Annotated in this window: 22 protein-coding genes and 1 tRNA gene; 11 read left to right on the forward strand and 12 right to left on the reverse strand. The window is 50.9% G+C overall.

Annotated elements, in window-relative coordinates:
- Window positions 1–6 precede the first annotated feature (6 nt).
- The 3 genes from ACOTTU_RS13150 to ACOTTU_RS13160 all read left to right on the forward strand — a co-directional run bounded on the left by ACOTTU_RS13150 (window position 7) and on the right by ACOTTU_RS13160 (window position 2,321).
- The gene (locus ACOTTU_RS13150; protein ID WP_425658637.1) at window positions 7–819 is read left to right on the forward strand and encodes an ABC transporter permease; all 813 of its coding nucleotides are present in this window, start codon (window positions 7–9) and stop codon (window positions 817–819) included.
- Window positions 820–832: 13 nt separating this feature from the next.
- Window positions 833–1,591 (forward strand): SDR family NAD(P)-dependent oxidoreductase, encoded by a 759-nt coding sequence (locus ACOTTU_RS13155; RefSeq protein WP_425658639.1) that lies wholly within the window; start codon window positions 833–835, stop codon window positions 1,589–1,591.
- A 151-nt stretch (window positions 1,592–1,742) separates the two neighbouring features.
- Window positions 1,743–2,321 (forward strand): ATP-dependent nuclease, encoded by a 579-nt coding sequence (locus ACOTTU_RS13160; protein ID WP_425658642.1) that lies wholly within the window; start codon window positions 1,743–1,745, stop codon window positions 2,319–2,321.
- On the opposite strand, the gene ACOTTU_RS13165 is transcribed toward ACOTTU_RS13160, so the two are convergent.
- Window positions 2,257–3,543 carry an AAA family ATPase gene (locus tag ACOTTU_RS13165; protein ID WP_425658644.1) on the reverse strand — a complete coding sequence of 429 codons (1,287 nt, stop codon included), beginning with the start codon at window positions 3,541–3,543 and terminating at the stop codon, window positions 2,257–2,259. The two genes, ACOTTU_RS13160 and ACOTTU_RS13165, sit on opposite strands and share 65 nt — an antisense overlap.
- A 1,300-nt stretch (window positions 3,544–4,843) precedes the next feature.
- Between ACOTTU_RS13165 and ACOTTU_RS13170 the strand changes: the two genes are divergently transcribed.
- Both ACOTTU_RS13170 and ACOTTU_RS13175 read left to right on the forward strand, forming a co-directional pair.
- Window positions 4,844–5,365 carry a hypothetical protein gene (locus ACOTTU_RS13170; RefSeq protein WP_425658646.1) on the forward strand — a complete coding sequence of 174 codons (522 nt, stop codon included), beginning with the start codon at window positions 4,844–4,846 and terminating at the stop codon, window positions 5,363–5,365.
- A 97-nt stretch (window positions 5,366–5,462) separates the two neighbouring features.
- The gene (locus tag ACOTTU_RS13175; RefSeq protein WP_425658647.1) at window positions 5,463–6,818 is read left to right on the forward strand and encodes a P-loop ATPase, Sll1717 family; all 1,356 of its coding nucleotides are present in this window, start codon (window positions 5,463–5,465) and stop codon (window positions 6,816–6,818) included.
- 294 nt (window positions 6,819–7,112) lie between these two features.
- Here the strand turns inward: ACOTTU_RS13175 and ACOTTU_RS13180 are convergent, their stop codons facing one another.
- A complete protein-coding gene (locus ACOTTU_RS13180; RefSeq protein WP_425658648.1) occupies window positions 7,113–7,919 on the reverse strand; it encodes a hypothetical protein in 807 nt (268 codons plus the stop codon).
- A gap of 134 nt (window positions 7,920–8,053) precedes the next feature.
- Between ACOTTU_RS13180 and ACOTTU_RS13185 the strand changes: the two genes are divergently transcribed.
- Both ACOTTU_RS13185 and ACOTTU_RS13190 read left to right on the forward strand, forming a co-directional pair.
- A complete protein-coding gene (locus tag ACOTTU_RS13185; RefSeq protein ID WP_425658650.1) occupies window positions 8,054–9,184 on the forward strand; it encodes a DUF3800 domain-containing protein in 1,131 nt (376 codons plus the stop codon).
- A 333-nt stretch (window positions 9,185–9,517) separates the two neighbouring features.
- Window positions 9,518–9,988, forward strand: a complete 471-nt coding sequence (locus ACOTTU_RS13190) for a hypothetical protein (protein WP_425658652.1) — start codon at window positions 9,518–9,520, stop codon at window positions 9,986–9,988.
- Window positions 9,989–10,397: 409 nt separating this feature from the next.
- Here the strand turns inward: ACOTTU_RS13190 and ACOTTU_RS13195 are convergent, their stop codons facing one another.
- From ACOTTU_RS13195 to ACOTTU_RS13230, 8 genes are all read right to left on the reverse strand, one after another.
- Complete coding sequence (locus ACOTTU_RS13195; RefSeq protein ID WP_425658654.1) at window positions 10,398–11,159, reverse strand: hypothetical protein; 762 nt, start codon at window positions 11,157–11,159, stop codon at window positions 10,398–10,400.
- A 37-nt stretch (window positions 11,160–11,196) separates the two neighbouring features.
- Complete coding sequence (locus ACOTTU_RS13200) at window positions 11,197–11,946, reverse strand: hypothetical protein (RefSeq protein ID WP_425658656.1); 750 nt, start codon at window positions 11,944–11,946, stop codon at window positions 11,197–11,199.
- 1 nt (window position 11,947) lies between these two features.
- The gene (locus ACOTTU_RS13205) at window positions 11,948–12,721 is read right to left on the reverse strand and encodes a hypothetical protein (protein ID WP_425658657.1); all 774 of its coding nucleotides are present in this window, start codon (window positions 12,719–12,721) and stop codon (window positions 11,948–11,950) included.
- Window positions 12,721–14,535 carry a hypothetical protein gene (locus tag ACOTTU_RS13210; protein WP_425658659.1) on the reverse strand — a complete coding sequence of 605 codons (1,815 nt, stop codon included), beginning with the start codon at window positions 14,533–14,535 and terminating at the stop codon, window positions 12,721–12,723. Before ACOTTU_RS13210 ends, ACOTTU_RS13205 begins: the two co-directional genes overlap by 1 nt.
- A gap of 2 nt (window positions 14,536–14,537) precedes the next feature.
- A complete protein-coding gene (locus ACOTTU_RS13215; protein WP_425658661.1) occupies window positions 14,538–14,765 on the reverse strand; it encodes a hypothetical protein in 228 nt (75 codons plus the stop codon).
- 99 nt (window positions 14,766–14,864) lie between these two features.
- A complete protein-coding gene (locus ACOTTU_RS13220) occupies window positions 14,865–15,293 on the reverse strand; it encodes a very short patch repair endonuclease (RefSeq protein WP_425658662.1) in 429 nt (142 codons plus the stop codon).
- Window positions 15,290–16,843, reverse strand: coding sequence for a DNA cytosine methyltransferase (locus tag ACOTTU_RS13225; protein ID WP_425658664.1), 1,554 nt, complete (start codon window positions 16,841–16,843; stop codon window positions 15,290–15,292). Before ACOTTU_RS13225 ends, ACOTTU_RS13220 begins: the two co-directional genes overlap by 4 nt.
- Window positions 16,840–17,019 (reverse strand): type II toxin-antitoxin system Phd/YefM family antitoxin, encoded by a 180-nt coding sequence (locus ACOTTU_RS13230; protein WP_425658666.1) that lies wholly within the window; start codon window positions 17,017–17,019, stop codon window positions 16,840–16,842. The genes ACOTTU_RS13225 and ACOTTU_RS13230 overlap by 4 nt, the downstream gene beginning before the upstream one ends.
- Before the next feature lie 446 nt (window positions 17,020–17,465).
- On the opposite strand from ACOTTU_RS13230, the gene ACOTTU_RS13235 reads away from it, so the two are divergent.
- From ACOTTU_RS13235 to ACOTTU_RS13245, 3 genes are all read left to right on the forward strand, one after another.
- Window positions 17,466–18,068: a hypothetical protein gene (locus ACOTTU_RS13235; protein ID WP_425658667.1), complete on the forward strand. Its 603-nt coding sequence runs from the start codon at window positions 17,466–17,468 to the stop codon at window positions 18,066–18,068.
- Window positions 18,069–18,172: 104 nt separating this feature from the next.
- Window positions 18,173–18,391: a helix-turn-helix transcriptional regulator gene (locus tag ACOTTU_RS13240; RefSeq protein WP_425658669.1), complete on the forward strand. Its 219-nt coding sequence runs from the start codon at window positions 18,173–18,175 to the stop codon at window positions 18,389–18,391.
- Window positions 18,384–20,774 carry a DUF5906 domain-containing protein gene (locus ACOTTU_RS13245; RefSeq protein ID WP_425658671.1) on the forward strand — a complete coding sequence of 797 codons (2,391 nt, stop codon included), beginning with the start codon at window positions 18,384–18,386 and terminating at the stop codon, window positions 20,772–20,774. The genes ACOTTU_RS13240 and ACOTTU_RS13245 overlap by 8 nt, the downstream gene beginning before the upstream one ends.
- A gap of 264 nt (window positions 20,775–21,038) precedes the next feature.
- On the opposite strand, the gene ACOTTU_RS13250 is transcribed toward ACOTTU_RS13245, so the two are convergent.
- Window positions 21,039–21,764: a hypothetical protein gene (locus ACOTTU_RS13250; protein WP_425658673.1), complete on the reverse strand. Its 726-nt coding sequence runs from the start codon at window positions 21,762–21,764 to the stop codon at window positions 21,039–21,041.
- A gap of 329 nt (window positions 21,765–22,093) precedes the next feature.
- Window positions 22,094–22,166 (reverse strand) — tRNA-Ser (locus ACOTTU_RS13255).
- Between the two features lie 142 nt (window positions 22,167–22,308).
- On the opposite strand from ACOTTU_RS13255, the gene ACOTTU_RS13260 reads away from it, so the two are divergent.
- The gene (locus ACOTTU_RS13260; RefSeq protein ID WP_425658674.1) at window positions 22,309–23,475 is read left to right on the forward strand and encodes a tyrosine-type recombinase/integrase; all 1,167 of its coding nucleotides are present in this window, start codon (window positions 22,309–22,311) and stop codon (window positions 23,473–23,475) included.
- Window positions 23,476–23,553 lie beyond the last annotated feature (78 nt).

Raw genomic sequence — 23,553 nt, forward strand, 5'->3', positions numbered from 1 at the left:
CCAGACATGCGACTGTATTCTCTCGCCGTTTATGTGTTCCTTTACGCACCCATCGCAATCATTGCGCTTTTCAGTTTCAACGCGGGCCGGCATGCCAGCGACTTCCAGGGCTTTTCGATCCAGTGGTATGGGCGCGCACTCAACAACCCCTTTGTGATGGACGCGCTGGAGACCAGCCTGATCGTGGCATTTATCACGGCGACCCTGGCCAGTATTCTGGGCACCCTCGCGGCGGTTGGCCTGCAGGGTCTGCGCGGCCCGGCCCGCGCCATTTTCGACGCGCTGATCTACATCGCGGTGATGATCCCGGGCATCGTGATCGGCATTGCCACGCTGATCGCACTGGTGACCGTCTTTGATGTGATGAACCCCTGGCTGGAAAGCCTGTGGGGGGACGCCGACAGTGCTCCGACGCTTTCCATGGGAAGGGGGTCGCTGATCGCGGCCCATACAATGTTCACGATGGCGCTGGTCATCATTATCGTGCGCGCACGGCTGGGCACATTGGAAAAGTCGCTTGGCGAAGCCTCTGCTGACCTCTACGCCACGCCGCTCGGTACCTTTCGTCAGGTGACGCTGCCCTTGATCGCGCCTGCGGTGCTGGCGGGGTTCCTGCTCAGCTTCACCTTCAGCTTTGATGATTTCATCATCGCCTTTTTCGTCGCTGGTTCCGAGACAACCCTGCCAATCTACATCTTCTCGTCCATCCGGCGCGGTGTAACGCCGGAGATTAACGCCATTGGTACGATGGTGATGCTCGCCTCGCTCGTCCTACTGATCGTGGCGCAGCTGATCCTGCGACGAGGAGATCGCAAGTGAAAGGACATGCCCCATGCTTCTGAAAGACAAGGTCGCCTTTGTCACGGGTGCTGCCTCCGGCATTGGTGCCGGGGGGGCAATTGCGATGGCGCGCGAGGGGGCAGATGTGACGCTGGCCGATATCAACGCCGACGCGGTACAATCTGTGGCAGACCGGATTACCGCCGAAGGAGGCACCGCCCATGCCATTACCCTGGATGTGGGGGACGACGCCGAACTTACGGCGGCCATCGACACCTGTGCGGCACGACATGGCCGTCTGGACGTTCTGCACTCGCACCCCGGCCTTCAGATCGAAGGCACCCTGGAACAGGTCACAGTCGATGACATGGACGCGTCCTGGCGGCTGAATGTGCGCTCGCACTTTGTCGCGGCCAAAGCCGCAATGGCACATATGAAATCGGCGCGGCGCGGCTCCATCATCATCACGGCCTCCGGATCGGGTGTACAGTACGACAGCGAGATGATCGCCTATGCCACGACCAAACACGCCGCCGTGGCGATGGCGCGGCAGATTGCCAAGGACTTCGGCAGGGACAATGTGCGGGTGAATGCCCTCTGCCCGGGTTTCATCGACACACCGTTCAACCAGGGCTTCGAGATCCAGATGGGCGGACGTGACAAGCTGGAGGCCTATATCGCGGACGAAATCCCGATGGGACGCTTCGGTACGGTCGGAGAAATGGCGGATGCGATTGTTTACCTTGCATCCGATCATTCGACATTCATGACGGGGCATGCCCTTGTCATCGATGGCGGCGAATGCCTGTGACGAAGGTCCGTATTCAAAGCCGCGTCCTGCATGACATTGTGAATTTTGCCGCTGGACCACATGCATTTCGGAGGAAAATTATCTGTCGTCCGCGTCCGGGAAGCTGCGATGCAGCGTGGGAGATTGAGATGAACGGCAGCTATACCGAGCTGTGCGCCTTCTAATCGACAATGGTGAGCGCGGGATCAGTAATGTGAGCCTTGGATCGGCCAACTTGGTGTTTCTCACACTGAAGTCTCTCGAACTACAAAGACTCATCGAAGAAAATCATCGCGACCATACTTTCTTGGTGATTGAAGAACCTGAAGCCCATTTGCATCCGCATCTTCAGCGGTCTGTTTATCGCCACGTCTTCACCGAAGCGCAAAAGAACGGTGCACCACTCTCGATACTTTTGACAACTCACTCGCCGCACATAGCAAGCGTCGCGCCTTTGAGTTCAATTGTGCTGCTTAAGGATGAAGGCGACAACGCAACGAAAGGATATGCGACGCAATCGATCAGCCTCGAAGCAAAGGAAGTGGACGATATCGCAAGATACTTGGACGTAACGCGCGCTGAAATCCTGTTCGCGCGTGGGGTGCTGCTCGTGGAGGGCAATGCGGAACGCTTTCTTATTCCAGCCTTTGCTGAGGCTTTGGGCAGGTCAGTGGATGAGCTTGGCATTACAGTCTGCTCGGTATCAGGTACAAATTTCCGCCCTTACGCTGATAGTTCCAGACTTCAATGAATGCTGAGGAGTGAGTAGTGTAGATTACTTGGTCGCTGCCGGCAGCTTCTGCATCATCTTCTCCGACCCCCGCGAACTCTCGGAGTACTCGGAAGATCAATCTCTGGCTGTGCGGATGTATATAAAGTTCCGGTTCCTCTATAGCCAGAATGATCGGCCTGGAAGCAGCACCACCGTTCTGACGAGAAGTGTCTATCAGCATTTGTAGGAGCGAGAACACAACGCTGCGCTGCATACCGTGCCCTTTATCGAGCACATCAGTGAGTTTTCCGTCGTCAATCCGTATCGCTACACCGCGGGAAAAAATGTCCTTCGGTGGTTCCACTTGTACTTCCAACCTTACCGACTCAACGCTTGGCATCAGTTTCATCATCACGTCTCGCAATGAGTCTTCGACGCCACTAAGAGCTTCTAGTCGTTCAGGCGCTCCCTCTTCAGCTCCTCGGTTTAGCAGCGCCCTAACCGTATTCAGGGCGTTTTCAAGTTCTTGATGGCGTGGATCTGTACTGATTATTCGATCAGAGAGGTCGGCCATAAGTCTCCGAAAAACTGTACTAGAGGATCGGCGATCGATCTCATCTGAATAGTCGGTTATTGCCGGTAGCAAATAAAGTTCCGGCAATGATGAAAGAAGGTTCTGCGGGATGCCTAGCGCTTGCGTATTGCCGAGTTCAGGCTCATCATAATCGACATCATTTTCTTGAAGATATCGCTCTAGGCCAGCTCGGTAACTCGTCTTGTTTGCTTTTCCGGGCTCACTATAGAAATAGTCTGGGAGGCCTTTTTCAGCGATGATCTCAATCCATTTGGGCCGATTGCCGTGTTCCTCTTCAATCTTCGAAAGTGATAGCCATGGATCACGTGGCTCCGCCTGATACCCATGATACTCTGACTTTACTGACGCACGCCCCTTTGCCTCGTCTACATGAATTCGAAGCTCTTTTCTCAGGATGACCTTGTCCCCCAATAAGTACGGTCTGAGACGCCTTGCCTCGTCTTCGCCAAGCCCGGAAAACTCGCACTCGATCAAGCACGGCAAAGCCGGATCATTGAAGTGCTCGACATCCATTCCTCCAGCGCCGCTCGTGAGAAAGCATTGAAGGGCGCGCAAGCAATTACTCTTCCCAGAATTGTTTTCACCAACCAGTGCCTGCAACGGCTCAACACGAACTTCACCCGTGTCTCGGATGGATCGGTAGTTTTGAATTCTCAGTTTGGCCAATCTCATGGTTCGTCAATCTCATTTAATGAATATGCGGACTAGCCTAGTGAGGAATCTCTACTGTTGATAGAAAATTTCAGCGGAGTCCCCGGATAGAGAACACCGCGAGTTCTCGCATGTTGGAAAGCGATCGGGTTTCGAAGTCCGCGTTGCGGTCATCCTTTGAGGCCATGCTTGTGCAGGCACAGCGAAGGTCCGGTTTGACGGAACGCACCAAAGCATTGAGGTCACGTGATGGAGGTCCGGAGTGGGCCGCCTGCTGCACAAGCTGTCGCTATAAGCCACGGGCGTGTCGTAGTTGAATGTCGTGGCTAGTTGATGGTGCTGCTGCGGAGATTTGAACTCCGGACCTCTCCCTTACCAATGTGTTTTCAAAACTCTTGGACCAAGTTGGACGTGAATTGACAAAGTTGTTCCTGCTTGCATAACTAATTGCTATAAATGAGCTTTTCGGCGAGGCGGTTTTGGACGGTGCCGCATCTGGCTAGCCCTGGTTGTACTCCGCTCCCCTACTAATCCCCTACTAGTGACCCCGCCCCATCGACGGGTGTCGAGACAGGCCGCCCAACTGCGTGTCCCGCTCCGAAGGAGTTGGCGACCTACCACGCACATCAGATTCCAACTGCTTGCCGCGCAAAGTGTGGGGTAGCTGTTGTCCACAAAATGAGACGGCTGCGAAAGTAACGCGCATCGAAGCCTTGCCGAAAATAGACGTAGGAACCAAGTTACTAAGTAGCATCAAAAACTTAGTTTTATCCTGTGTTTCCTAGGACTGGAGGTGTTTGTTTGCCACTATGTGCTCTGTTTCCTAAGCATAACGGCGGGCTAATTCAGATGGGGAGTCTCGCTTTCCAGTTCCTACTTCCTACTGACTGCCACGACTTCGATAAATGGTCAGGTTCGCGCACGGAGTGTGTCGAACCGGAATCGGTTGGGCCTTACTAGCGCTCAAAACCCGTTTACGTGGTGGGCTGGCCCTGATTTGCCTTGCTTGAGGGCTTGTTACGTCTTCTGGTTTGCAAATTTGCCAAAAAATATTGGCTTTCTGATTGAATCAAAACCGGGGCGCTTACAATACTATTTCGCTTGTGGCGGATCCTAAGGGCTCGCTCATATACCGAAGCCACTACATATTGTGTCATAGCATAAGAAGTACGTACTATAAGGTGCCCAAAGATTTTTGGCAACTGACTTAACATTTTGACAAGAACCAGAAAAAAACTTAAGGAAGATGACGAACTTCGGAAACTTGCCATCTTAGAACAATATCCGAAGTCTGGGGAATAAGGGTAGAGACCGCATGGCTGCTAACTTGTACGATAAAATGAGGGTTCTCAATGGGATAGTGTGCACAATTAGTGACTCCCAAGTAGAGTTCGACAAGATTTACGAGCATGTAAAGGCAGAATCCCCCAAACAGCTTAAGTTCAACGGCAATCCTGTGAGTCGCGATGCTATCGGAAGTCACCTAAGCTGGATGACCGCACTTGAGTTTGTGGTGTATGATGGCGATGAAATGGTCGAAATCAAAGCTCGCGCAAGAGCTGCAGCGAAAGATGCAAAGTCCTTCGACAATAGTATTTTTGAAGGTTGCAAGGACTACATGTCCAGTAAGGGGCTGGAATATCAAGATTTTGTGGATCTTGTGCGAGAGGAAAATCCTCTGGAAGATAGGGCGATGGATGGATTTTCATCCGCGATCAAATTGAAAGCACCTTCTCTCGCTGACCAAGATATTCAGATACTTATTTCGCTACTTGTAAGCGTAAAGAAGCTAAAGAAGACAAACCTCAGCATATATTCGGCTACAGATGACACGTGAGTACTTCGCAAACAACTTCTTCGGACCACTAGACGATATAGAAATTCCTTCGACGCTCCGAAGTGATCTTCATGTTCGACTACCTTTTGAAGAAAGAATGAAGTTTAACGACCGGGTAGCTGGAAAGTGCGTCCTTGTTGCGCCCAAGGGATACGGAAAAACACACTTCAGGAGCTTTCTCGAAGGCCAACAAGACGCCGACGATATCGTAGTTGGATTCAACGAACGGGAGAATGTCTTTGACATTGATGCAAGCGAAATAAAAGTAAAATCTGGACGAGCTTCGCACCTAATCCAATTTTACTTGCTCACAAAAATCGCCTCCCTCCTGGAAGAAGAGAATAAGTTTGATTGGACTGATTTTGCAGTAGTAGTCGGGTCCACTTTCAAAAAGATAAAGACATTAGCAAAGAATGTTTCTGGCGTTGAAATATCGATCTCTGGCGCAACCATTAGTCTCGATAAACTCTTCTCAAGCCAATCCAATGCAATTATTAATAAGTCGTTGGGTGAATTGATAGAGAGTTTCCTGAGTGCACTGGGTGACAGGCGAGTTTACATCCAAATCGATGACCTAGAAGAAGTGTTCGATAGAATTGAAGAGAACCCAGTCTTTATCGAGGGCCTTGTTCGGGCAGTCTCAGATCTAAACAAAAGTACTGGTGGCAGCGTTCACGTCTTGCTTTGTATGAAGCTTGGGCTTTGGAAAATCATGTCCGAGAAACGGAGGGAATACGACAAGGTTAGAGATCAATTTGAGTTCTTGGAATGGAACGAGTATCAATACAAAACAATGTTGGCCAAAAGGATCGTATCCTATCACGTTGACCGAGTTTCAGTCGATCTTGGCAACGAAGATGGGTACCCTGACGAGCAAGCTCTTTATCGTGTTTGGCTTTCGTTTTTTAGCTTGGGCGATCTAAAATCGTGGAACCATAGGATAGCTGAGCTAGTTAAGTTATGTAGAAATGGGCCGCGCGACTTTATTTTTCTGTGCAACTTAGCGGCTGCAACTACTTCAGATAGTGAAAAGATCACTTGGACTCACTTTGAGCGAGTTTTTGATGATTTCTCTTCTGAAAAATTTTCTGATGTATGTGCTGAATATCAAGACATTTACCCTGGAATTGACTTGTTTGCGAAGTACGTGCTCGAAGACAGCTCATTCGAGCTTCACTTCAATGAGGTTCGAGAGCGCGTGGCAAACTTGTCGGGTGAGCAGCACATAACGGAATCTCTGGGTGGTCACAAATGGTTTTCCTTTGGGAGCACGAATGATAAAGTCAAAGCATTATATGATTGCGGTATTTTGGGGATCCAGCGAAGTGACCGAGTAGTCTATTCAATGGAGGAGAGAATCATCTCCCTGCGGGAGTTGAAATCCGCAAGTTTGACAATTCATCCAGCGTTGAGAGCTTACCTCGGTGCGGAACCTCCCGTGGCAAGCACGTAACGTTTACTGTTTTTTGCTGATCCTTTACTGAGCTTTCGTAAATAGACAGTATTCGGCGAAAGTTGTTTTGGAAAAAATGGAAGTGTATTCGAGATTTTCATTCTGACCAGCTGTGACAACCAAAGCGATTTGATTCGTTTGATTCGAAATATCTCTGCCACATTAGCTTTTATCATTTTTTTGAGTTTGGGTCCCAAAAGTAGCTGTTCTACATAATGGATTGCCCGCTTTAGTGACTTATACTTCGGTGTGCATAAGGTCCATTATGTAAACTCGATCGTGTCGTGCTTGATGTCACTTTGGTCGAGCTATTCTTTGGGCGTTTGATCGAAGCTTCCCCGATACAGGATTCACAAACTGATACAACTCGTCGTGCCACTCTTCAATCTTTGTTTCCTCAAGCTGCGTGGCATCGAGTTCAAAACCGAATAAGTATCTTTTTCCGTTGTGCGAAATTCCAACCGGAAATGCCGCTCCGGCACTTCCAAGACGGACGATCTGTGGCGAACCGCCCGTATACCTGTCTGCGCCCGCAGCCAAATGGTCAACAAATGCCCAATATACAGCACGGCTGGCGGTGCCTTGCGGCTTTGAACGTATGTCAGAATAAATCTTCATGAAGTTGGGTTCACCAGAACCGAACGCTCCGATAAACTCTGTTTTTGATCCACCAGTAGATATCTTTTGACTTTCCCCCGGCCCCGTTGCTGAGCTGAACATGATGCTCCACAAGTGAAGAGATGGCGAGGATGCGCGGTCATCGCGCGTAGCAAATAGGATTTGTACTGAACGAGTCTTGGGAAAGGTCCCGATAGTGGCATCAAGGTATGATTTGTATTTGGCCATTCGTTGACACGGGTCAGGCAGGCGCGTCCCTAGAGATGAACTGTCGATATTTTCTACGAGTTGGCCAAGCGCTGTCTGCGGCGGAAGCGCCTCACCCACGAAGCCGAACACATCCGGAAACACTCTAGAAAAAAACAACTTCCTTCCACAGTCCCAGTTTTTGCCAGCGCCATCGCCGAACCGGCTATCCGCGCAAAGATGCAGGGTTTCGCGCCTGCCCCCGTCAACTGACTTCCAGCAAACCACCGTGGTCATTTTCTCTAACTCCACCCAATAGGTTTTATGATGCTAGCTTAAAGCTTGCTCGTTCAGTAGTTTGAACTTTTAATTGACCGACACCCTGACTGCCGAGTTTCAGTCCGGCGGGTGCCCAGCACGAGGTTTCGTATATGACCGACACTGAAGAAGCTGAAACGCTTATCTCCTTTGATGAGTCGGGCTTCACGGGCCCCGATCTACTCAATGAGGACCAACCTTATTTTGTATATGCCTCTCACGATCTGTCGACCCCGGCAGCGAGTGAGTTTTTGGCGAAGCTGAAAGCCGACTTCGGCCTTCAGGGTCGCGAGCTAAAAGCCACTCGACTTAAAAAGCGCCGCGACTGGGAGGAGCTATCGAATAGAATTTGCGAGATTTCAGATCGGAGATCGAGAGTCGTTACGTTTGACAAGCGTGCGGCTTTAGCCGGAAAGTTTTTTGAGTACTTTTTCGAGCCCGTTTTAGCAGCGAACAGCCTTGCATTTTATCGCATTGATTTTCACCGCTACATGATGAACACGATACTCTATTTGATGCGGAACAGTGGGGCTGACTACTCTGGGCTAACGTCTCAAATGCAAGCATTCATGCGCTCTTTTGATCCTGCTGATGCCCCAGACATTTTCAATGCGAAGGGCCAACATTCCATCGAGATGGAGCGCATCCAGCAATTCTGTTTGGGGTATGGTGCTCAAATCGCCGCAGAAACAAATCACCTACGCCCAGAAAATGACGAAACAGGGAAGTGGGCACTGGACCTAACCTCGTCGTCTCTATTCAGTTTGCTGTTTCAGTGGTGGGGGCATCGCCATCCAAGACTTAGGGTCTTGTGCGACGACTCGAAGCCGCTTGCTCCGATGGCTGACTTTTTCGACGCCTGGGTTGGTAAAGATCAATCAGTTCCAGTAACAAACGGTCGAACATCGGGAGAGCTCCGGGGGAACCTCGTTGCTCCAATAGAGTTTGGATCGTCAGAAGATCACCCAACCATCCAACTGGCAGACCTACTAGCAGGCATGACCGCAGATTTCTGTATTCGAAGGGCAGATGCTCCAAGAGGCATCCAACAATGGATTCGGCGAAACCGCATGTGGTCTCATTCGGTCGAGTTCGATCCCGAATTGGTACGCAAGGGAAATCCCACGGTTAGGGTAGGAAGAGAACTATTGAAGGAGTTGGCTCTCAGAGCTGATAGAGGAGATGACCCGCTGGATCAGATCGGACCGTTCATTGAGAGAACCCGGAGCAGATTCGGAGCTTAGCGGTTCTCGCCAAAAAGAGGCGGCACATTGAACCCAAGCCAACATAGTGGACCGCTCAGACGGCATTCTGTTTTTGGCGATCACGTAGCCAACCTTACGCGCGTAAGCGCAGTTTTGTTAACTGGCTGTGCCATTGCCAGGGGCCGCACCAAAACCGGCAAACAGAGCCAACCCTGGCAACCCCACCCCCATCGACGGCTCTCTGCGCTTGAGGAGAGTGGGCCGCTCCTGGTCCGAAGGGATTTGAAAGTTGTTTCGAGAAACCTGTGCACTTGGTTGAGGTGGGCCTATGATGGCGTGAAGCGCTGACCCTCAGATTAAGGATTTTGGTCTTTGGACATACAAAGAATTGCACGGCAACACCCACGGCTTCTCGAGAAAATCCTAGCAAAATCGACCGGCGCTATTGGCGAAGTACTTGTTGCCGATCGGTTAGATGAACTTGGCTATAAAGTGGAACCGACTAACAACAACGCTCGTCAATGCGACTTGATGGCGTGCAGTCCCGGTGGTGCTTCCTTTAGTATTGAAGTCAAGACTGATCGACAGAAACGGCCAACGTGGTTCGTTCGTACCAGGCCAGACGAAGAAGCCAGCGAATTTTGGGTCTTCATTTCTGCGCCGAGAAAGCCGACAGAGTTGCCCGATCCAATTGCGGTTGAAATGTATGTTCTTTCCGTCGAGGAAGTGCAGGAGTTATGGGACGCGTCAGATTGGAACAAGCGGAACCCGACAAATGGAGATATTCGCCGATGGCAAATACCTGATGACGCACTTAACAGCTGGACCAAGCTGCCAAAATAACTAACCGAAGTTCATGGGTGCGCGCCGAGTTCCGCGAACCCATCTCCGTAAGATGTATCCGCCCTTGGGAATTCGCAAAGACTCTCTGGATATGCACTGAACCCGTCCCAAAAGCAATCTCGTAAATCGGTGCGCATCATGCCCACGCACGGCGTTTCTAGTCAAAAAAATGACGCCTGTTCGACTGGCCCGCGGAGAAGCACCGGGTTCGCTAGGTTAAAACCTTCTTGATTGGAATGTAGGCAGCAGGCTGTTGGTCAAGTGGGGGCGACTCAAACCCAAATTTCCACCAGAATTCTATTGGACCTTGGCGAGGACACTCCCCCCTTATTTCATCAACTCCATTTTTTCTTGCCTTTGCCTCGTGTGCATTCAACAGCTCTGCACCATATATTGCGATGGCAAAACATCAGAATAGATACGCAAAGACCTGCTGCAATGCTTCAACGATCTTTCCGCCTATCCCAGACAGTGACAACCCAGCACTCGTCCCGGCCGCAATAGCTCCAGCCTTTGCAAAATCAGTGAGCCGTTGCCCCAACCAAAGCGCAGATTTCATTCCAAGCTTGACTAGAATACTCGTGCTGCTTGCTACAACGCTGATGTCAGGGGTGTCTCCTTTGACAGCGTCTTCGATATGGGAAATCGCCTCGATCGCCTCGGAATAGTCCTCCACGCCTATGACGATGTCTTCCGGCGGGTTATTGTGGCCTATTCCTGCGATGACCTGCGGTTCGTGCTTAAGAGAGGAAATCATATCTCTAAGCTGATTCAATCCTGCCAGAACATCTCGTAGATCAACAACCCCGGAATCATTGGCCATACCCAGCTGACGTACAGACCGAAGTGTACTTTCTCGCTCATCAAGTAGCTTTTGTATTCTAGCCTTTACGTTTTTTCCGACCTGCGGCGCAGCGGAATACGCGCTAAGAGGTGTTTCTCCCCGCTCTTCCAGAACGTGTGAGATGTTCCGCAAACGGTATCTGACTGACGCCTCATTTCGGTTTGCAAGCGGCCCGGAACTAAGCTGCTTTTCCTGCTCCATCGCAGAGAAAGGGACAGCCGCGGCCTCAAGCCGAAGCAAGAATAGATAGGCGTCCACTGAAATTTGGAGTTCGGTATCGCTCCACGGAGCATTTGATGATCTCTTGTTCTTATTTTTCTCTGCCACTCGCCGTTTTCCTGTTTCAAAGACTAATCAAATGCCTTCACGCCGCTTTTGATTGTCCTGCAGCCATCTGCTTTCGCCATTTCTCGAACTCTTCAGGCAAAATACCGATGAATGCACTGTCAGACATGCATTCCGGGTCGTAGGTCAAGTCCAGTTGTCGAAGAACTAGACCAAAGCGACGTGCGCTGCCCCGCCCGTTGCCCGCAACACCAGTCCTCGGTCGTTGCTTGTCGACATCAAAATACAGCTTGTTTGCCGCTTTGATGATCGACCGACTACCAAGAACCTGCTGACGGCCTCCAAACTGTTCCATGATTTCACCGTGCACACTGAGGGGATGTGTCTTTTTGCGGGGCGAGATGAGAAGAAAGCGTGACGCCTCGCCATGATCTTTCACCAACTGCCATGGCGAGCGCACCAAGTGCCGATAATAGTGACGGTAGTCGGAACTAAGAACGTATAGATATTCCTGTTTCGGTAACCGGTTACCGTTCGCATCCGGCGGGCACAGCCGGTCAAACCACACTAGGGCAAGAGCGCTCCACAATCCGGTGTCTCCGGTGATTGCAGTTGGATCAGACTCCTTCAGAAGCGTGTTGAGATAAACGCCAAACAAGTACCGGTCATCAAACTCAGCTGTGCCGGGCTGGATCGTGAACGGAAGTGGAGCAGATGTCTCGGGATTGTCCAGCAACTGAATCGGCGGTGAACCTTCTGCACCCTCTCTGATGTAATCATTGAACGCGGCAATTCCGGCTTCATTGAGCTTTCTGAACTTCTTACTCATCTTATTCCTCCGGCGCGTTTCTTATTTTTTCAATCAAAGACAGATTTTCACAAAACCTCATTACAACATCGTCAATCCAGTCGGCCTTAGAGTTCTCGTCGGTAAATTCGCGTGGATCACCTTCAGCCCCAAGTTCTCCGCGGCAGTATTCCAGCCATTCTTCCTTCCAACCGGGTTCGTCTTCGCTTTCGCCAGTCTCCGAAGCTCGGACCAGTTCACTGAGAACAATCCGTAAAGCTGCCGGAAGCAACAGACCCTGCATCATCGGGCTTTCTAAGAGTTTGTGAGAGAATCCTGGAATTCTTTTGTTTACGATAAGGACCGGGCTATCTCCCTGTTCAATCTGGACTTTCCAAACATCGTGCCGAAGATTCCGATACCGTATTGGAAAGATGCTGCGACGATTTTCGCTGTCGTTTTCATCCCGGGGCTTTAGTCGTTCAGCTGAGCCAAGCAGCTTTCCTGGGTCGTCCCCGTTATCAACCACCTTCAAACGGAACAGAACGGACGCGCTCTGTTCCACCTCGCTTAGAACCAGCACATCCGGGACATTGGGCGCGCTTACGGTTCCACAGTCGAAGCGCATTCCGGAAGATCGATGATAGGCTTCAACCGCGATACGCGCATCTGCTGGAAACCCCTGATCCACGAGCTTCAGGTCGATCTTCGCCTTCAGCGGTTCATCTGCGCCGGTTTCCAGCATGCTGATTTCTATGCACTCTCGACCGATGCGCTTCCGTCCAGTAGAGTTGATGCGCCGCTTTGCTGTACTCATTACGACGCCCTCGCATCTACGATCAGGTCACGCTGCACATCAAAACCGCTGGCTTTCAAAAGGAAATCAGCCTCGGTAACATCAAAGAATAGGATGTTGGCCTTAGCAATCTTTATCTCGCCATTTGTTGTTTCAAATGTCAGTTTTTTTGTGTTGTTCAGATCGAAATCGAAGACGCTGACTCTTTTAAATGGATCAGCTCCGATCATATCATAGGCCATCCGAACACGAATACGCTTTGGAAAAGTCCACTTTTGAGCTCCTGGCCCCGAAAGGATTTCAAAGCCTCCCGTCACCGGTCGAATGCGGATGGCCGCTTCGCGTGGTTCTATGTCGACCGTAGGCTTTTTTATGCGCTTCTTCTTGCCGGTTGATGCCTGAGCTTTGTCAGCTATTGAAAAGAAGTCAATCAGGGCGTCGTCGTCTTGTGTTTCCTTCTGATCGGCGATCATGTTGTAAAGATCACGCAGCGATTGTCTGATTGCCGAAAGTGTTTTCTTCGGATGATCCCAATTTGCGTTGAGTTTCTCCGCATTGGAGTTCCAGGCCGTGTGGGCCGGATTTTCAGCGTCTCCCAGAAATTCTGCCACTACATCGTCATTTGCGATCATCGCGCCGCGTGCCACTGCACCAGCAAAATGACGTTCGCCGGGAAGGGTAATAGGACCACGGGCAAACAGAGAGAACGGAGCTTCCTCTTCAGCTAGCGCCCGCACGAAAAGATCGATTTTCCCTGTCTTTTCTGTATTCCCCTTTGGTTTCAGGACGACGGGCACACGAAGGTGGACGAGACCGCCTCCGGAGAACGCCGCTTTCATTGTCTCGACCTGTTCGGTGGAAAGGTGTTGGGAAGAAAGTCTGGTATCTCCTATTGTGGCCAATGCTTCAGTCACCTCCTGTGATCCAAGCCCGTTGCTGATTTCATTTACAAATTCAAACGGAACAGAGGGGCCTGTTTTCCCGACGTTCGCCGCGACATCCATAAAAGTGGCGGAATTCACAAGGACATCGCCCACCTCAACTTCCAGCCGCCCTGCGAGTATTGGGAAGTAATAGTTGTTGACCACGCCAGCGAGAATTGTGGCATCCGTAATGCTGTCAATCAGATAGGGGATGGCAACGCTGAGACCTTTTTGATCAGTGCGCTCTACTCCAAAGAGCGCCTTGAATTGAGCGACCTCTTTAATATTCTGCACAGGCAACTGTAGTTGGAGCCCGTTGTCGGAGCGTCCGTCAAACCAGAAGCCGTGCGCCGGGAAAAAGACATTATCGATTGAGTGGTTCTTCAAGACAGCCTGTCCCATCACTGACGGGCCGCTGTCATTGCTGCGTACTGTTAGCCCAAAAAATGTGCTGATCTTTGATGAAGATGAGTACACCAGCTTTCCCAGTCCCCATCGACCACCTTTCTGCCCAGTTTTTTCGGACTCTCCCACGGCTCGCCAAAAATTGTCAAAGTTACCCTTGTCGAGCTCCACGAAGCTGCCAGTCAGACCTCTTGTATTATAATCTTCAATAACTAGAACGCGGGTCAGATCCTCTTCCGGCACGCCAAGTCCGCAAGCTTTTAGGTGCGGAAGTAGATCCTGAAACCGCCCATCAAGCTGACTTGACTGGTCGCTGCTCAGTGTCTTTAGCCGAAAGCTGACTTTCACAGGCGCATCTTCGCTGCCTGCATCCGAAGAGTTCTGGATGACTTCCCGAACCAGCGCTTCGGCTAGTCCGACATCGTCGTTGTTAAACTGGTCCCGCTGCGTCACGCCTATCCGGACACTCGAAGGATCTGCCTTATTGAATTCCCACGTCGCTGTCATAATTATTTTTCCAGTTTGAAATCTGTGTCTTTTCCACCTGAGTCACCGAGAAAGCGGGCTTTTGCTGAATCCAGTTCCTTCTGGAGCGCACGCACAATCTTACGGGCATCGTCCTCCGAATACTCATACGAGTTCTTGTTGGCGAGATTGCCGATCAAACGGAGGTCTTTGATCGCTCGGTTTACCCGCGACTCTGCCAGGTCAATGAATTTTTTGCGTTTATCGCGCATTTGAGACTCCCTCTTTCGTGTACATTACATAAATATACACGATATGTGAGTCAATCCACTGTCAGCTACATTTTTAAAATGTACGTGAAATGTACATATCTATTTGTCGTAGCTTGCGTCAGGTAACTGCTTGACAAGCACGCTCAATAATCGACTTGGATCGGCGTTTAACTCGCATTCCCAAACCGTTAGCACCTGCCAGCCTAGCGACTCCAGTTCAGACTGCTTTACTTGATCTCTCTCTACCGTGCGGCGGAATTTCTCTGTCCAAAAATCTGTGCGGGTCTTCGGCATCGTCGCATTTGAGCATCCCTCATGGCGATGCCAGAAACATCCATGCACAAAGATAGCGGTCCGATATTTTGGGAGAATGATATCAGGCCTGCCAGGAAGACCCGGAGCGTGAAGTCTAAAACGGAAACCTTCGCGATGGAGAAGGCTTCGGAGGAGAATTTCAGGCTTGGTATCCTTGCCCCTGATACGGGACATGTTCCAGCTGCGTAGTTCCTTCGTAATCCGGTCCGTCACGCATCCTCGTCTTTCATTTGATCAAGAACTTCTGCGATGAGCGCAGCAATTTGTCGAGCGAGGTAGGGCGGCACAGCATTACCGACTTGGTGATACTGTGAAGTGCGTGGACCTTCGAAGTGGTAATTGTCAGGAAATGTTTGGAGGCGTGCTGCCTCTCTTACTGTCAGACTTCGGCATTGCTTCGGATCATAGTGGATGTAATAGTGCCCGTCCTTTGAGATGTGGGAGGTCACCGTCGTTGATGGCTGATCTGGTAACTGCACTCGAAAACGATCGGAAAACATTTTCCCGGCTCTACCATCCTCGACATTTGCATGAGCGGGCAAAAGGTTGCCTGGAAAATCGGACAGTTTCGGGCTTTTCCCTGAGACAGACGCAAAGGATGCGGCAAAGGCATAGCGCCGGAGATCTGACGGCATATGCGAACGGGATTCATGGCTGGTAAGCACCGGAAGATCACGATCGTAGATACTGTCCAGAACTTCATGGGAGAAACTTGGGCGAGCTGGATATATAGAGGAGGACTTTTCCAGCGCCATGAGAGGCTTTGCAAGGTCGATCGCCATTCGTTCCGCCAGATCACTGGCAAATTCATGACCATTAAGTTCTTTTCGGACTAACGCAAGATTAAGCCCTTCGATCTCTCCCCGCCACTTGCTATAGCTATCACCGCCCTTCGAGATTCCGCTGCGGATTTTTGGAAGATTGCCAATTGTCTGTTTCAGTGTCGGCGGTTTGTGTGGGATAAGCTGCCCGGGCCGCACATCAATATCATTTCGGATACCAACGATGAACATCCGGTGTCTTGCTTGCGGCACACCGAATTCCTCTGCACGAACCAGAAACATTCGAGGATCGGCTCCAAGACCTGGCAGCTCTTCTTCTGAAAGAGAAAAGAGCCGGTAGCCAAGCCCGTTGGACGATATCCCAAGGGCATCCTTTGGTGAAGTAAGGTCGGAAACAATTCGGTTGATAACCAGTTCGCCATTGACGCGGGCTGAGAGCAAACCTTTGACATTTTCCATGACAAAAACGGGAGGCGCGTGATCGAAGATGATGCGGAGGTACTCTTTGTATAGGAAGTGACGTGCATCCTTTTCGAAATCCGGATCGCCCATCATCCTTGATCTGCCCACCAGTGAATAAGCCTGACATGGCGGGCCACCAACCAGCGCCCATTTTTTATTTTTTTGCAGCCTGTCAGAAATCAGCTTTCGGACACGCTCATGGTTGTCTGGACCGAGTGAAATCCTAATTGCCGACCGTTCCGCATGTTCTTTCTGTTTTGGATGCAGTTCGTACAGCTCCTCCAAGCTGATGCTGCCTTTTAGATAGTTGTAATAGTCATCTGGCGGCTCACTCCCCTTGAAGTTCTTTAGGAAGTGCCTGAGCAACAAGGTCTTGTGTGCAAACTCATTCTGTTCAACCGAAATCACGCTTCTGAAGCAAGCATCTTTTGTCCCGCGTATGAGCGAGGAAAAGCCTTCGCCAAGACCACCCGGCCCGGCGAAGACGTCAACTAAGGGATAAGCGGCCTTGCTCGTCATCCTGACTCTCCAACGCTTTGGTCAGAAGCACCGTTTGTAAGACGCAGATAGTCCTCGATACTCAGAACAACGACGACTGGTCTGCCGTGCTTTTCGACGGATACAGGTTCCTGTCTTGCCGTATCGATCAGGTATCCGAAGCGGTTTTTTGCTTCGCGAGCGGATAGGGTCTTCATGCAGCTTTTGATCCAAAATGGCTATTTTAGCTGTTATGTATGGCAAAGGGATTCAGGGCAATGGAAAAGAAAAGTGATTTGCTTGGTTCGGTGATGATATAGTGGAAAAAGCGCCTGCTGAACCACTGGACCAATGGCGATGTGATTGGCGGTTATATCGTGGTGAACGCCGAGCGTCTGAGTGAACCGGTTGAGTTGGTGGCAAACGCATCCCAGGACTGAAAGAGCCGCGTGACTGACGGGCGGGGTCATCGGGCTCGTTGACGGCCCACAGCGCAATGGGCGCGTTGATCAACCCACTCCGAAGGAGGCCGGGCGCATCCCTGACCATAGAAAAGACGAAATTTATGTGTTTAACCGGTGATCATCCGGTTGCGCCCTCACGCGCGCGCGCGTGTAGTACAATGGCGCATTGATGAATCAGCAGAAGCGACTTGTACGACCACATGCCCAAGAATGAAAATAATGATGAATCTGAAAATGACGGGGAACAGTTTTATGGTATATCAGGTGACCCGGATATTTTAGAAAAGCTATTGCGCGCGATTGTTAAGGCAAACACTTTCGGCGAAGAAAGCGAGACGACTCGCGTGAACAAGGCCATGCACGCTTTAGTCGGGAAGGGCGTTTCGAAGTATGCAGTGACAAGTGACTCTGATTTTGAGTCTTTGCGGTATATGGGAGCATTGCAGCATAGAGATGAGTGCTTTCGGGACATGCACAGAATCACGCATTACAAGAACCCTGACCCTCCAGAGGCCCCAAAGGTTCGTAAACCTCACGCATTGGCTTACGAAGCAGCAAAGAACTTTGCCCCAAGCACATATGATGAAGATGACATCATTCGGACGGCCAATAGGTTGAGAGAGAAGTTCAACGGAACATACCATAAAGGCTCAATGAACCGGCCAAAGATCAACAGCAGTATGACCTACAAATATATGGCGGTAGAGCACGACGATGTGGTTGATTCTCAGGAAGCTCAATCTCTTGAGAGTATCTGTGCTGAACTAGCCAAACACGGAATCAAAACCAAGTTGAATGAATAATATTACCATTTGGTCTTGCGGAGATTTGTTTTTTTCGTCCGCAAGAATTTGCGCCTAAATGTTCTCAATGTCCTCGTCATCAACAAATGACAAAGGAGGACACCATGTCCGCGCAATCAGAATTTCTGACTACAAAAGAGCTGCCGGAGATCACCGGATTCAGCACAAGTTATTTCAATAAGGGCCGTTTACTTGGTTACGGGCCGCGCTTTATGCGCTTCAAATCCGGTGGGCGCACGGGCAAGATTTTGTATCGCCGTATCGATGTCGAAAGCTGGATGGCCGATATGACCTGCGATCCGAAAGGAGGCGCAGATGTCTGAGACGAAAAAAACTCTCCCCGGCGTCGTGACACTCGTTCAAGGAATTGCTGAACTTGGAAACCCGACTGTACACGCAATTTACAATCACAAGGGCAAGGCAAAATACCAACCGCGAGAGGCAGCCTCGTCTTCGGAGGTGATAATAGCACATCTGACTGGCGACCAACCGATTGGCTGCTATTTCGTTTTGGGAGAGCAAACACAAGTTGCGGTTATCGACTTCGACGATCATGACAAATCCATGAATTGGGATGATATGGTAGAGGCTGCGAAACCCGTCGTGGACAAGTTGATTGGCATGGGGTTGAAACCTTTGTGCTGCCGTTCTGGCGGTGGTGCAGGGCTCCACATCTGGTTGGTATGGCAAGCGCCGCAATCGGCATTGTTGATGAAGTCATTCCTTCGTCATCTTGTGTCAACGTGCGGTTATAAGCATGGCACAAAAGGTGTGCTGGATGCAGAAGTTGAAGTGTTTCCCAAGAATGACCGCGTCCGTGACGGCAGTTTGGGTAACCTTGTTGCTTTACCCTATGCGCGGAAATCCGTGCCTCTGAGCGCCGATCTGATTCCGATAGCATGGGAGGATTTCACCCCGCCCGCACTTGAAAGCCTCTTTAACCCTGATGTGTCTGCTATCTACCAGCCGCCAGCGCCAAAGAAGGAACAACCGGCGAAACCTAAAAAGGAGAAATCATCCATTCCAATTTCAAATGAAGTGTTGCCGGGTGATGAGAGCGAATTTCGCGAGGCGCTGAAGTTTATCGATGCGGACGATCGTGAAATCTGGATCAAAGTTGCTTTCGCAGGCAAAAACAGCCTCGGCGCCGCTGCATTCGAAATCTGGGACGAATGGTCGAAGTCATCGGCCAAATACGACGGTTACGAAAAGTCCGTTGAAACGTGGGGCGGGCTTGAACCTGACGGCAGTTTAACGATTGGTACTGTGTTCCAGCTTGCCAAGGATGGCGGCTGGGAAGGCCCTTCCAATCCTATTGTTAGGGAAATGAACTCGCGGTTTGGAATTCTGACATATGGTTCCTCGACCAGAGTTATTCTCAAGGAAACCACCAGCACAGAGGTGCTGTCATGGTTGGGCAAAGGAGCTTTTGAAGACCGGTTGGCACCAGAAAAGTTTCCTGTAACAGACGACAACGGCAATACGACTTGGCGGCCGAAATCACGGTTCTGGTTACAACATCGCCTTGCTGCACATTACCACGAAATGGATTTTGATCCTTCCCTGCCTCCCGGACACAATGGGCATGTATGGAACATGTGGCGCGGCTTCGCAGTGAATCCCAAACCTGGGGACTGGAGCAATCTAAAAGCGCACATTCTCGAAAACGTCTGCGGCGGCAATCATGACTACTGCAACTGGATGTTGAACTGGATGGCGCTGGGGGTCCAAGAGCCCTCTCTGGTGATCGGAACTGCCCCTGTACTCAAAGGCCTGCCGGGAACTGGGAAAGGGGTCCTTGCCAACGCCTATGGTCACATATGGAAGCCGCACTTTGTGTCGATCACGAAAGACGACCATGTAAGAGGCCGCTTTAATCAGCATCTAGAAGGGCGGAGGTTTGTCTATGTTGATGAGGCTATATTCGGTGGTGATCGCAAAAATGCGGGGGTTATCAAAACCATGTTGACCGAACCTCAGATCATGATCGAACGGAAGGGAGTAGATCCGTTTTTGCTCGATAATCACATGATTTTCATGGTCACTTCGAACGAGAGTTCGGTAGTCCCCGCGGACATCGGTGACCGCCGCTGGCAAGTTTTCGAAGTATCTGACGAAAGGCGTGAAGACAAAGCCTACTTCTCTGAAATCATGAAACAGATGAAAGCTGGTGGTTACGAAGCAATGCTGCATGAACTGCTGAAACGGGATGTTACCGAAGGCCCGGATCCTCGGAAAACGATCCGAACGCCTGAATTGTTCGACCAAATTATTCAGGCCCAAGGACCGGAGGAGAAATACATCTACCAAGTACTGGACGCGGGATACCTCCCGCAACCGAATGCCCCCGGAAACGGACCCGGTATCACGACCATTGCGGCCATGTATTCGGAAATGAAACGCACCCACCCGGGTGCACAATTCGTACATGAGACCCTGTTCGGTCGCGACCTTGGCAAAATGTTTTCCAACTTAAGAAAGGTGCAAAGCGGAAAATTCATCACAGGTTACAGTAAACTCGGCGAACCGATGGTTGAGCGCTCAATGCGTTACCATTTTCCGCCCTTGCTGGATTGTCGAAAAATGTTCGAAGATTATATCGGGCAGCCAATCCCTTGGTCGGAGGAGACCAACGAGTGGCTTGGCGATGTCGAACCAACTCATGACTACAGCGGCTTTGAGGGTGGGGGCGGAGCGCCATTTTGATATAGGTGAAATATGCAAACGGGGTGGCTTCGGCTGCCCCTTTTTTGTGCTGGGCTAGTGGTCACCAAAATTGCCGATACACCCTATACTACCCATACTACCTATACTATCTGTTCTTTTTTTCTTTTCTCCTGGCGCCAAATGGAGGCATGCAAAACCGACGCTGTGGGGGCTGGTTTGAGTATTTGGTGGTATGCGCCTATGTGGCCCTCCAAGACGCTCGACGGACGCCAGAGGACGTGTGCCGGTGCCTTGGGCTTATGGTTACCCTTGCACATCCAGCGTCAGTGTCCGCCAGCTGCCACTATCTGGGAAATACTCGGTCGTGCCAGTGAATGTGCCACGTATCATCGCGCCAAATCCATTTTGAGCATCGAATTGGCCGACAATCTGATACACGCAGTTTCCCATATTCCGTGTTCCTGCACCATATCGACCCGGAAACTCTGCCGTCGATGGCGCACGCAGTGACCGACGCACATCTTCTTGGATCATGACATAGGCAAGAGCGGTCTTTTCATTCGAGCATTCGGCAAGGCGGTCGGCTTGGGCTTGCGCGGCGCGTTGTGCTGCCTCTGCTGCATAGGATTCCGGGTCGAGTTCACGCAGTTCGGCGAACCATCTGTCTTCGTCGGCGTCGTGTAATTCAGTGAGGTACGCGGCAGGATCGCTTTCGCGCAGTTCGGCCCAGCGCGTTTCACGTTGTTCGCCAAACATCACCGCTCCTTGCAGCGAGAAAAACCCGGCGATGATCAGAAACAGCAGTGCTTTGCCACGATGACGAAAGTGCGGAAAGCCCTTGCCTGTGATCAATGTGAAAGTGAACACACAAAACAGCAGCATTGCCACGATGGTTTGCGCGTTCACATTGCTCTGCTGGAGGAAATGCAGGGCAAAGCCAAAGGCAAAAAGTTCCAAAATCACAATCTGGGAACGCACAAAGGTTCCGACGACGGTTGTTCCCGGTTTTTTCAAATCACTGCTGCTCATAATGGCTCCTCTACTAACGAAATCGGCCACCAGAGTTACCTCTGGCAGCCGGGGAGTTAGTAAGCCGCCCGTAGACAACCGCGCTGGCCTTTAGGCCGAAGCCCTGGACATACGCCAGTGCCTCCCCGACCATAAGGTTCGAGGAGGTGCATTACGGTCTGCACCGACCGCTACGGGAGGGGTTACTACGCCCCGAGATTGACAATTTTGCCAATCCTGAGCGCAGCCTAGCTTGGATGTCTAGAAATCGAAAGCGTAATCGTCACCTTACAGGCTTGTCGAAGACGTTGATTCCAGTGTTTAAATTTTGTTGGAAGTGGGGGAAAGAGTGGTGCCACTGAAGGAGTTCGAACCCCCAAGTCATCGCTTTCGAAGCAATTGCTCCACCAGTTGAGCTACGGCGGTATCGTTCTCTTATCGCCGTAGAATTGGATAGCCTTTCATTTTACCAGACGCAGTATCCTGCGATTACATAACCAGATGAAAAGTCGAGCTTTTTCCTTGGATGTGCTTATAATGACATGTGGCCAAAAGGAGGGTCACTATGCCAAGTTTACGTCTTACGCGCCGCGCTGTTGATGAAGTTCCCTTTCCCAAGAATGGGCAGGTTTTCTATCGTGACACTATGCTTTCCGGCTTTGGGTTGAGAGTTGGAGCAAAGTCCAAGGTGTTTTTTGCTGAAGGACAGGTAAACCGGCGTACAAGACGCGTGACGATCGGGAGGGCCGACGTGTTCGCGCCAGAAATCGCTCGCAAGAAAGCTCTGGTCATTCTGGGCGACATGGCAGACGGCGTTGATCCGACGGCTGAGAAACGCAAAGAAGCTGTAAAAAGGATGACAGTTGAGAAGGTTTTCAACACGTTCTTTGAAGCCAGACCACATCTGGCCGACGCGACGGTAGAGAACTACTCGCGCACAGGATTCATTTACCTCAGATCGTGGGCGAAAAAGCCAATCAACGAAATCACTCGACAGATGGTGTTGAAAAAACACCAAGAGATGTCGCGCAATAACGGGAAAATCACTGCAAATGACTCGTTCCGTCATTTTCGCGCTGTCTACAATTTCATCGCGGCAACGGAAGAAAATCTACCGCCCAATCCTGTAAGTATTCTGAGTCAGGCAAGAGCTTGGAACAAGGAACGACGACGTCAAACGGTTATCGAGGCCAAACAACTTCCAGCGTGGTGGGCCGCTGTGATGCAAGAGCCTGAATACGCGCGCGACTTCCTGCTTCTCGCATTGTTCACCGGGATGCGCCGCAACGAGGTCGCAAGCCTGCGATGGGAAAACATCGACCTTGACGAGCGCAAGCTGCAATTGCCGACAACCAAGAACGGCGATCCACTGATACTTCCTGTGTCTGACTACCTCTTCGCGCTGCTCCGAGAAAGAAAACAAAACGCGGGTTCATCGCCATGGGTGTTTCCCGGGAATGGCCCAGCAGGTCACATTGTCGAGCCTAAGAAGTTCTCACAACGGGTGGCTGCAGCCTCAGGCGTAACTTTCACCTTGCACGACCTGCGCAGAACTTACATCACCATTGCTGAAAGCCTCGACATTCCACATTACGCGCTCAAACGGTTGCTGAACCATCGCTCATCCGCAGACGTGACTGGCGGTTACATCATCATCAACGTCGATAGGTTGCGCGGCCCCGTTGAACTCATTTCCGAACGCATTCTGGAAATGAAAGTACCTAAGGACTGATTGCAAGCCGCGATGTCGACGGTGAACAGTTGCAGCACAGACGAGCGTGCTTTCTATCCAGATCAATTGCGACGCTGA

This window comes from Roseobacter sp. EG26 (assembly GCF_049830555.1).
GTDB lineage: Bacteria > Pseudomonadota > Alphaproteobacteria > Rhodobacterales > Rhodobacteraceae > Roseobacter.

Excerpts from the sequence above, each read along its gene's own strand:
- ACOTTU_RS13150 (WP_425658637.1), top strand. The coding sequence starts at position 7 with ATGCGACTGTATTCTCTCGCCGTTTATGTGTTCCTTTACGCACCCATC.
- ACOTTU_RS13155 (WP_425658639.1), top strand. The coding sequence starts at position 833 with ATGCTTCTGAAAGACAAGGTCGCCTTTGTCACGGGTGCTGCCTCCGGC.
- ACOTTU_RS13170 (WP_425658646.1), top strand. The coding sequence starts at position 4,844 with ATGGCTGCTAACTTGTACGATAAAATGAGGGTTCTCAATGGGATAGTG.
- ACOTTU_RS13175 (WP_425658647.1), top strand. The coding sequence starts at position 5,463 with ATGAAGTTTAACGACCGGGTAGCTGGAAAGTGCGTCCTTGTTGCGCCC.
- ACOTTU_RS13180 (WP_425658648.1), bottom strand. The coding sequence starts at position 7,919 with ATGACCACGGTGGTTTGCTGGAAGTCAGTTGACGGGGGCAGGCGCGAA.
- ACOTTU_RS13185 (WP_425658650.1), top strand. The coding sequence starts at position 8,054 with ATGACCGACACTGAAGAAGCTGAAACGCTTATCTCCTTTGATGAGTCG.
- ACOTTU_RS13200 (WP_425658656.1), bottom strand. The coding sequence starts at position 11,946 with ATGAGTAAGAAGTTCAGAAAGCTCAATGAAGCCGGAATTGCCGCGTTC.
- ACOTTU_RS13205 (WP_425658657.1), bottom strand. The coding sequence starts at position 12,721 with ATGAGTACAGCAAAGCGGCGCATCAACTCTACTGGACGGAAGCGCATC.
- ACOTTU_RS13210 (WP_425658659.1), bottom strand. The coding sequence starts at position 14,535 with ATGACAGCGACGTGGGAATTCAATAAGGCAGATCCTTCGAGTGTCCGG.
- ACOTTU_RS13215 (WP_425658661.1), bottom strand. The coding sequence starts at position 14,765 with ATGCGCGATAAACGCAAAAAATTCATTGACCTGGCAGAGTCGCGGGTA.
- ACOTTU_RS13225 (WP_425658664.1), bottom strand. The coding sequence starts at position 16,843 with ATGACGAGCAAGGCCGCTTATCCCTTAGTTGACGTCTTCGCCGGGCCG.
- ACOTTU_RS13230 (WP_425658666.1), bottom strand. The coding sequence starts at position 17,019 with ATGAAGACCCTATCCGCTCGCGAAGCAAAAAACCGCTTCGGATACCTG.
- ACOTTU_RS13235 (WP_425658667.1), top strand. The coding sequence starts at position 17,466 with ATGCCCAAGAATGAAAATAATGATGAATCTGAAAATGACGGGGAACAG.
- ACOTTU_RS13240 (WP_425658669.1), top strand. The coding sequence starts at position 18,173 with ATGTCCGCGCAATCAGAATTTCTGACTACAAAAGAGCTGCCGGAGATC.
- ACOTTU_RS13245 (WP_425658671.1), top strand. The coding sequence starts at position 18,384 with ATGTCTGAGACGAAAAAAACTCTCCCCGGCGTCGTGACACTCGTTCAA.
- ACOTTU_RS13250 (WP_425658673.1), bottom strand. The coding sequence starts at position 21,764 with ATGAGCAGCAGTGATTTGAAAAAACCGGGAACAACCGTCGTCGGAACC.
- ACOTTU_RS13260 (WP_425658674.1), top strand. The coding sequence starts at position 22,309 with ATGCCAAGTTTACGTCTTACGCGCCGCGCTGTTGATGAAGTTCCCTTT.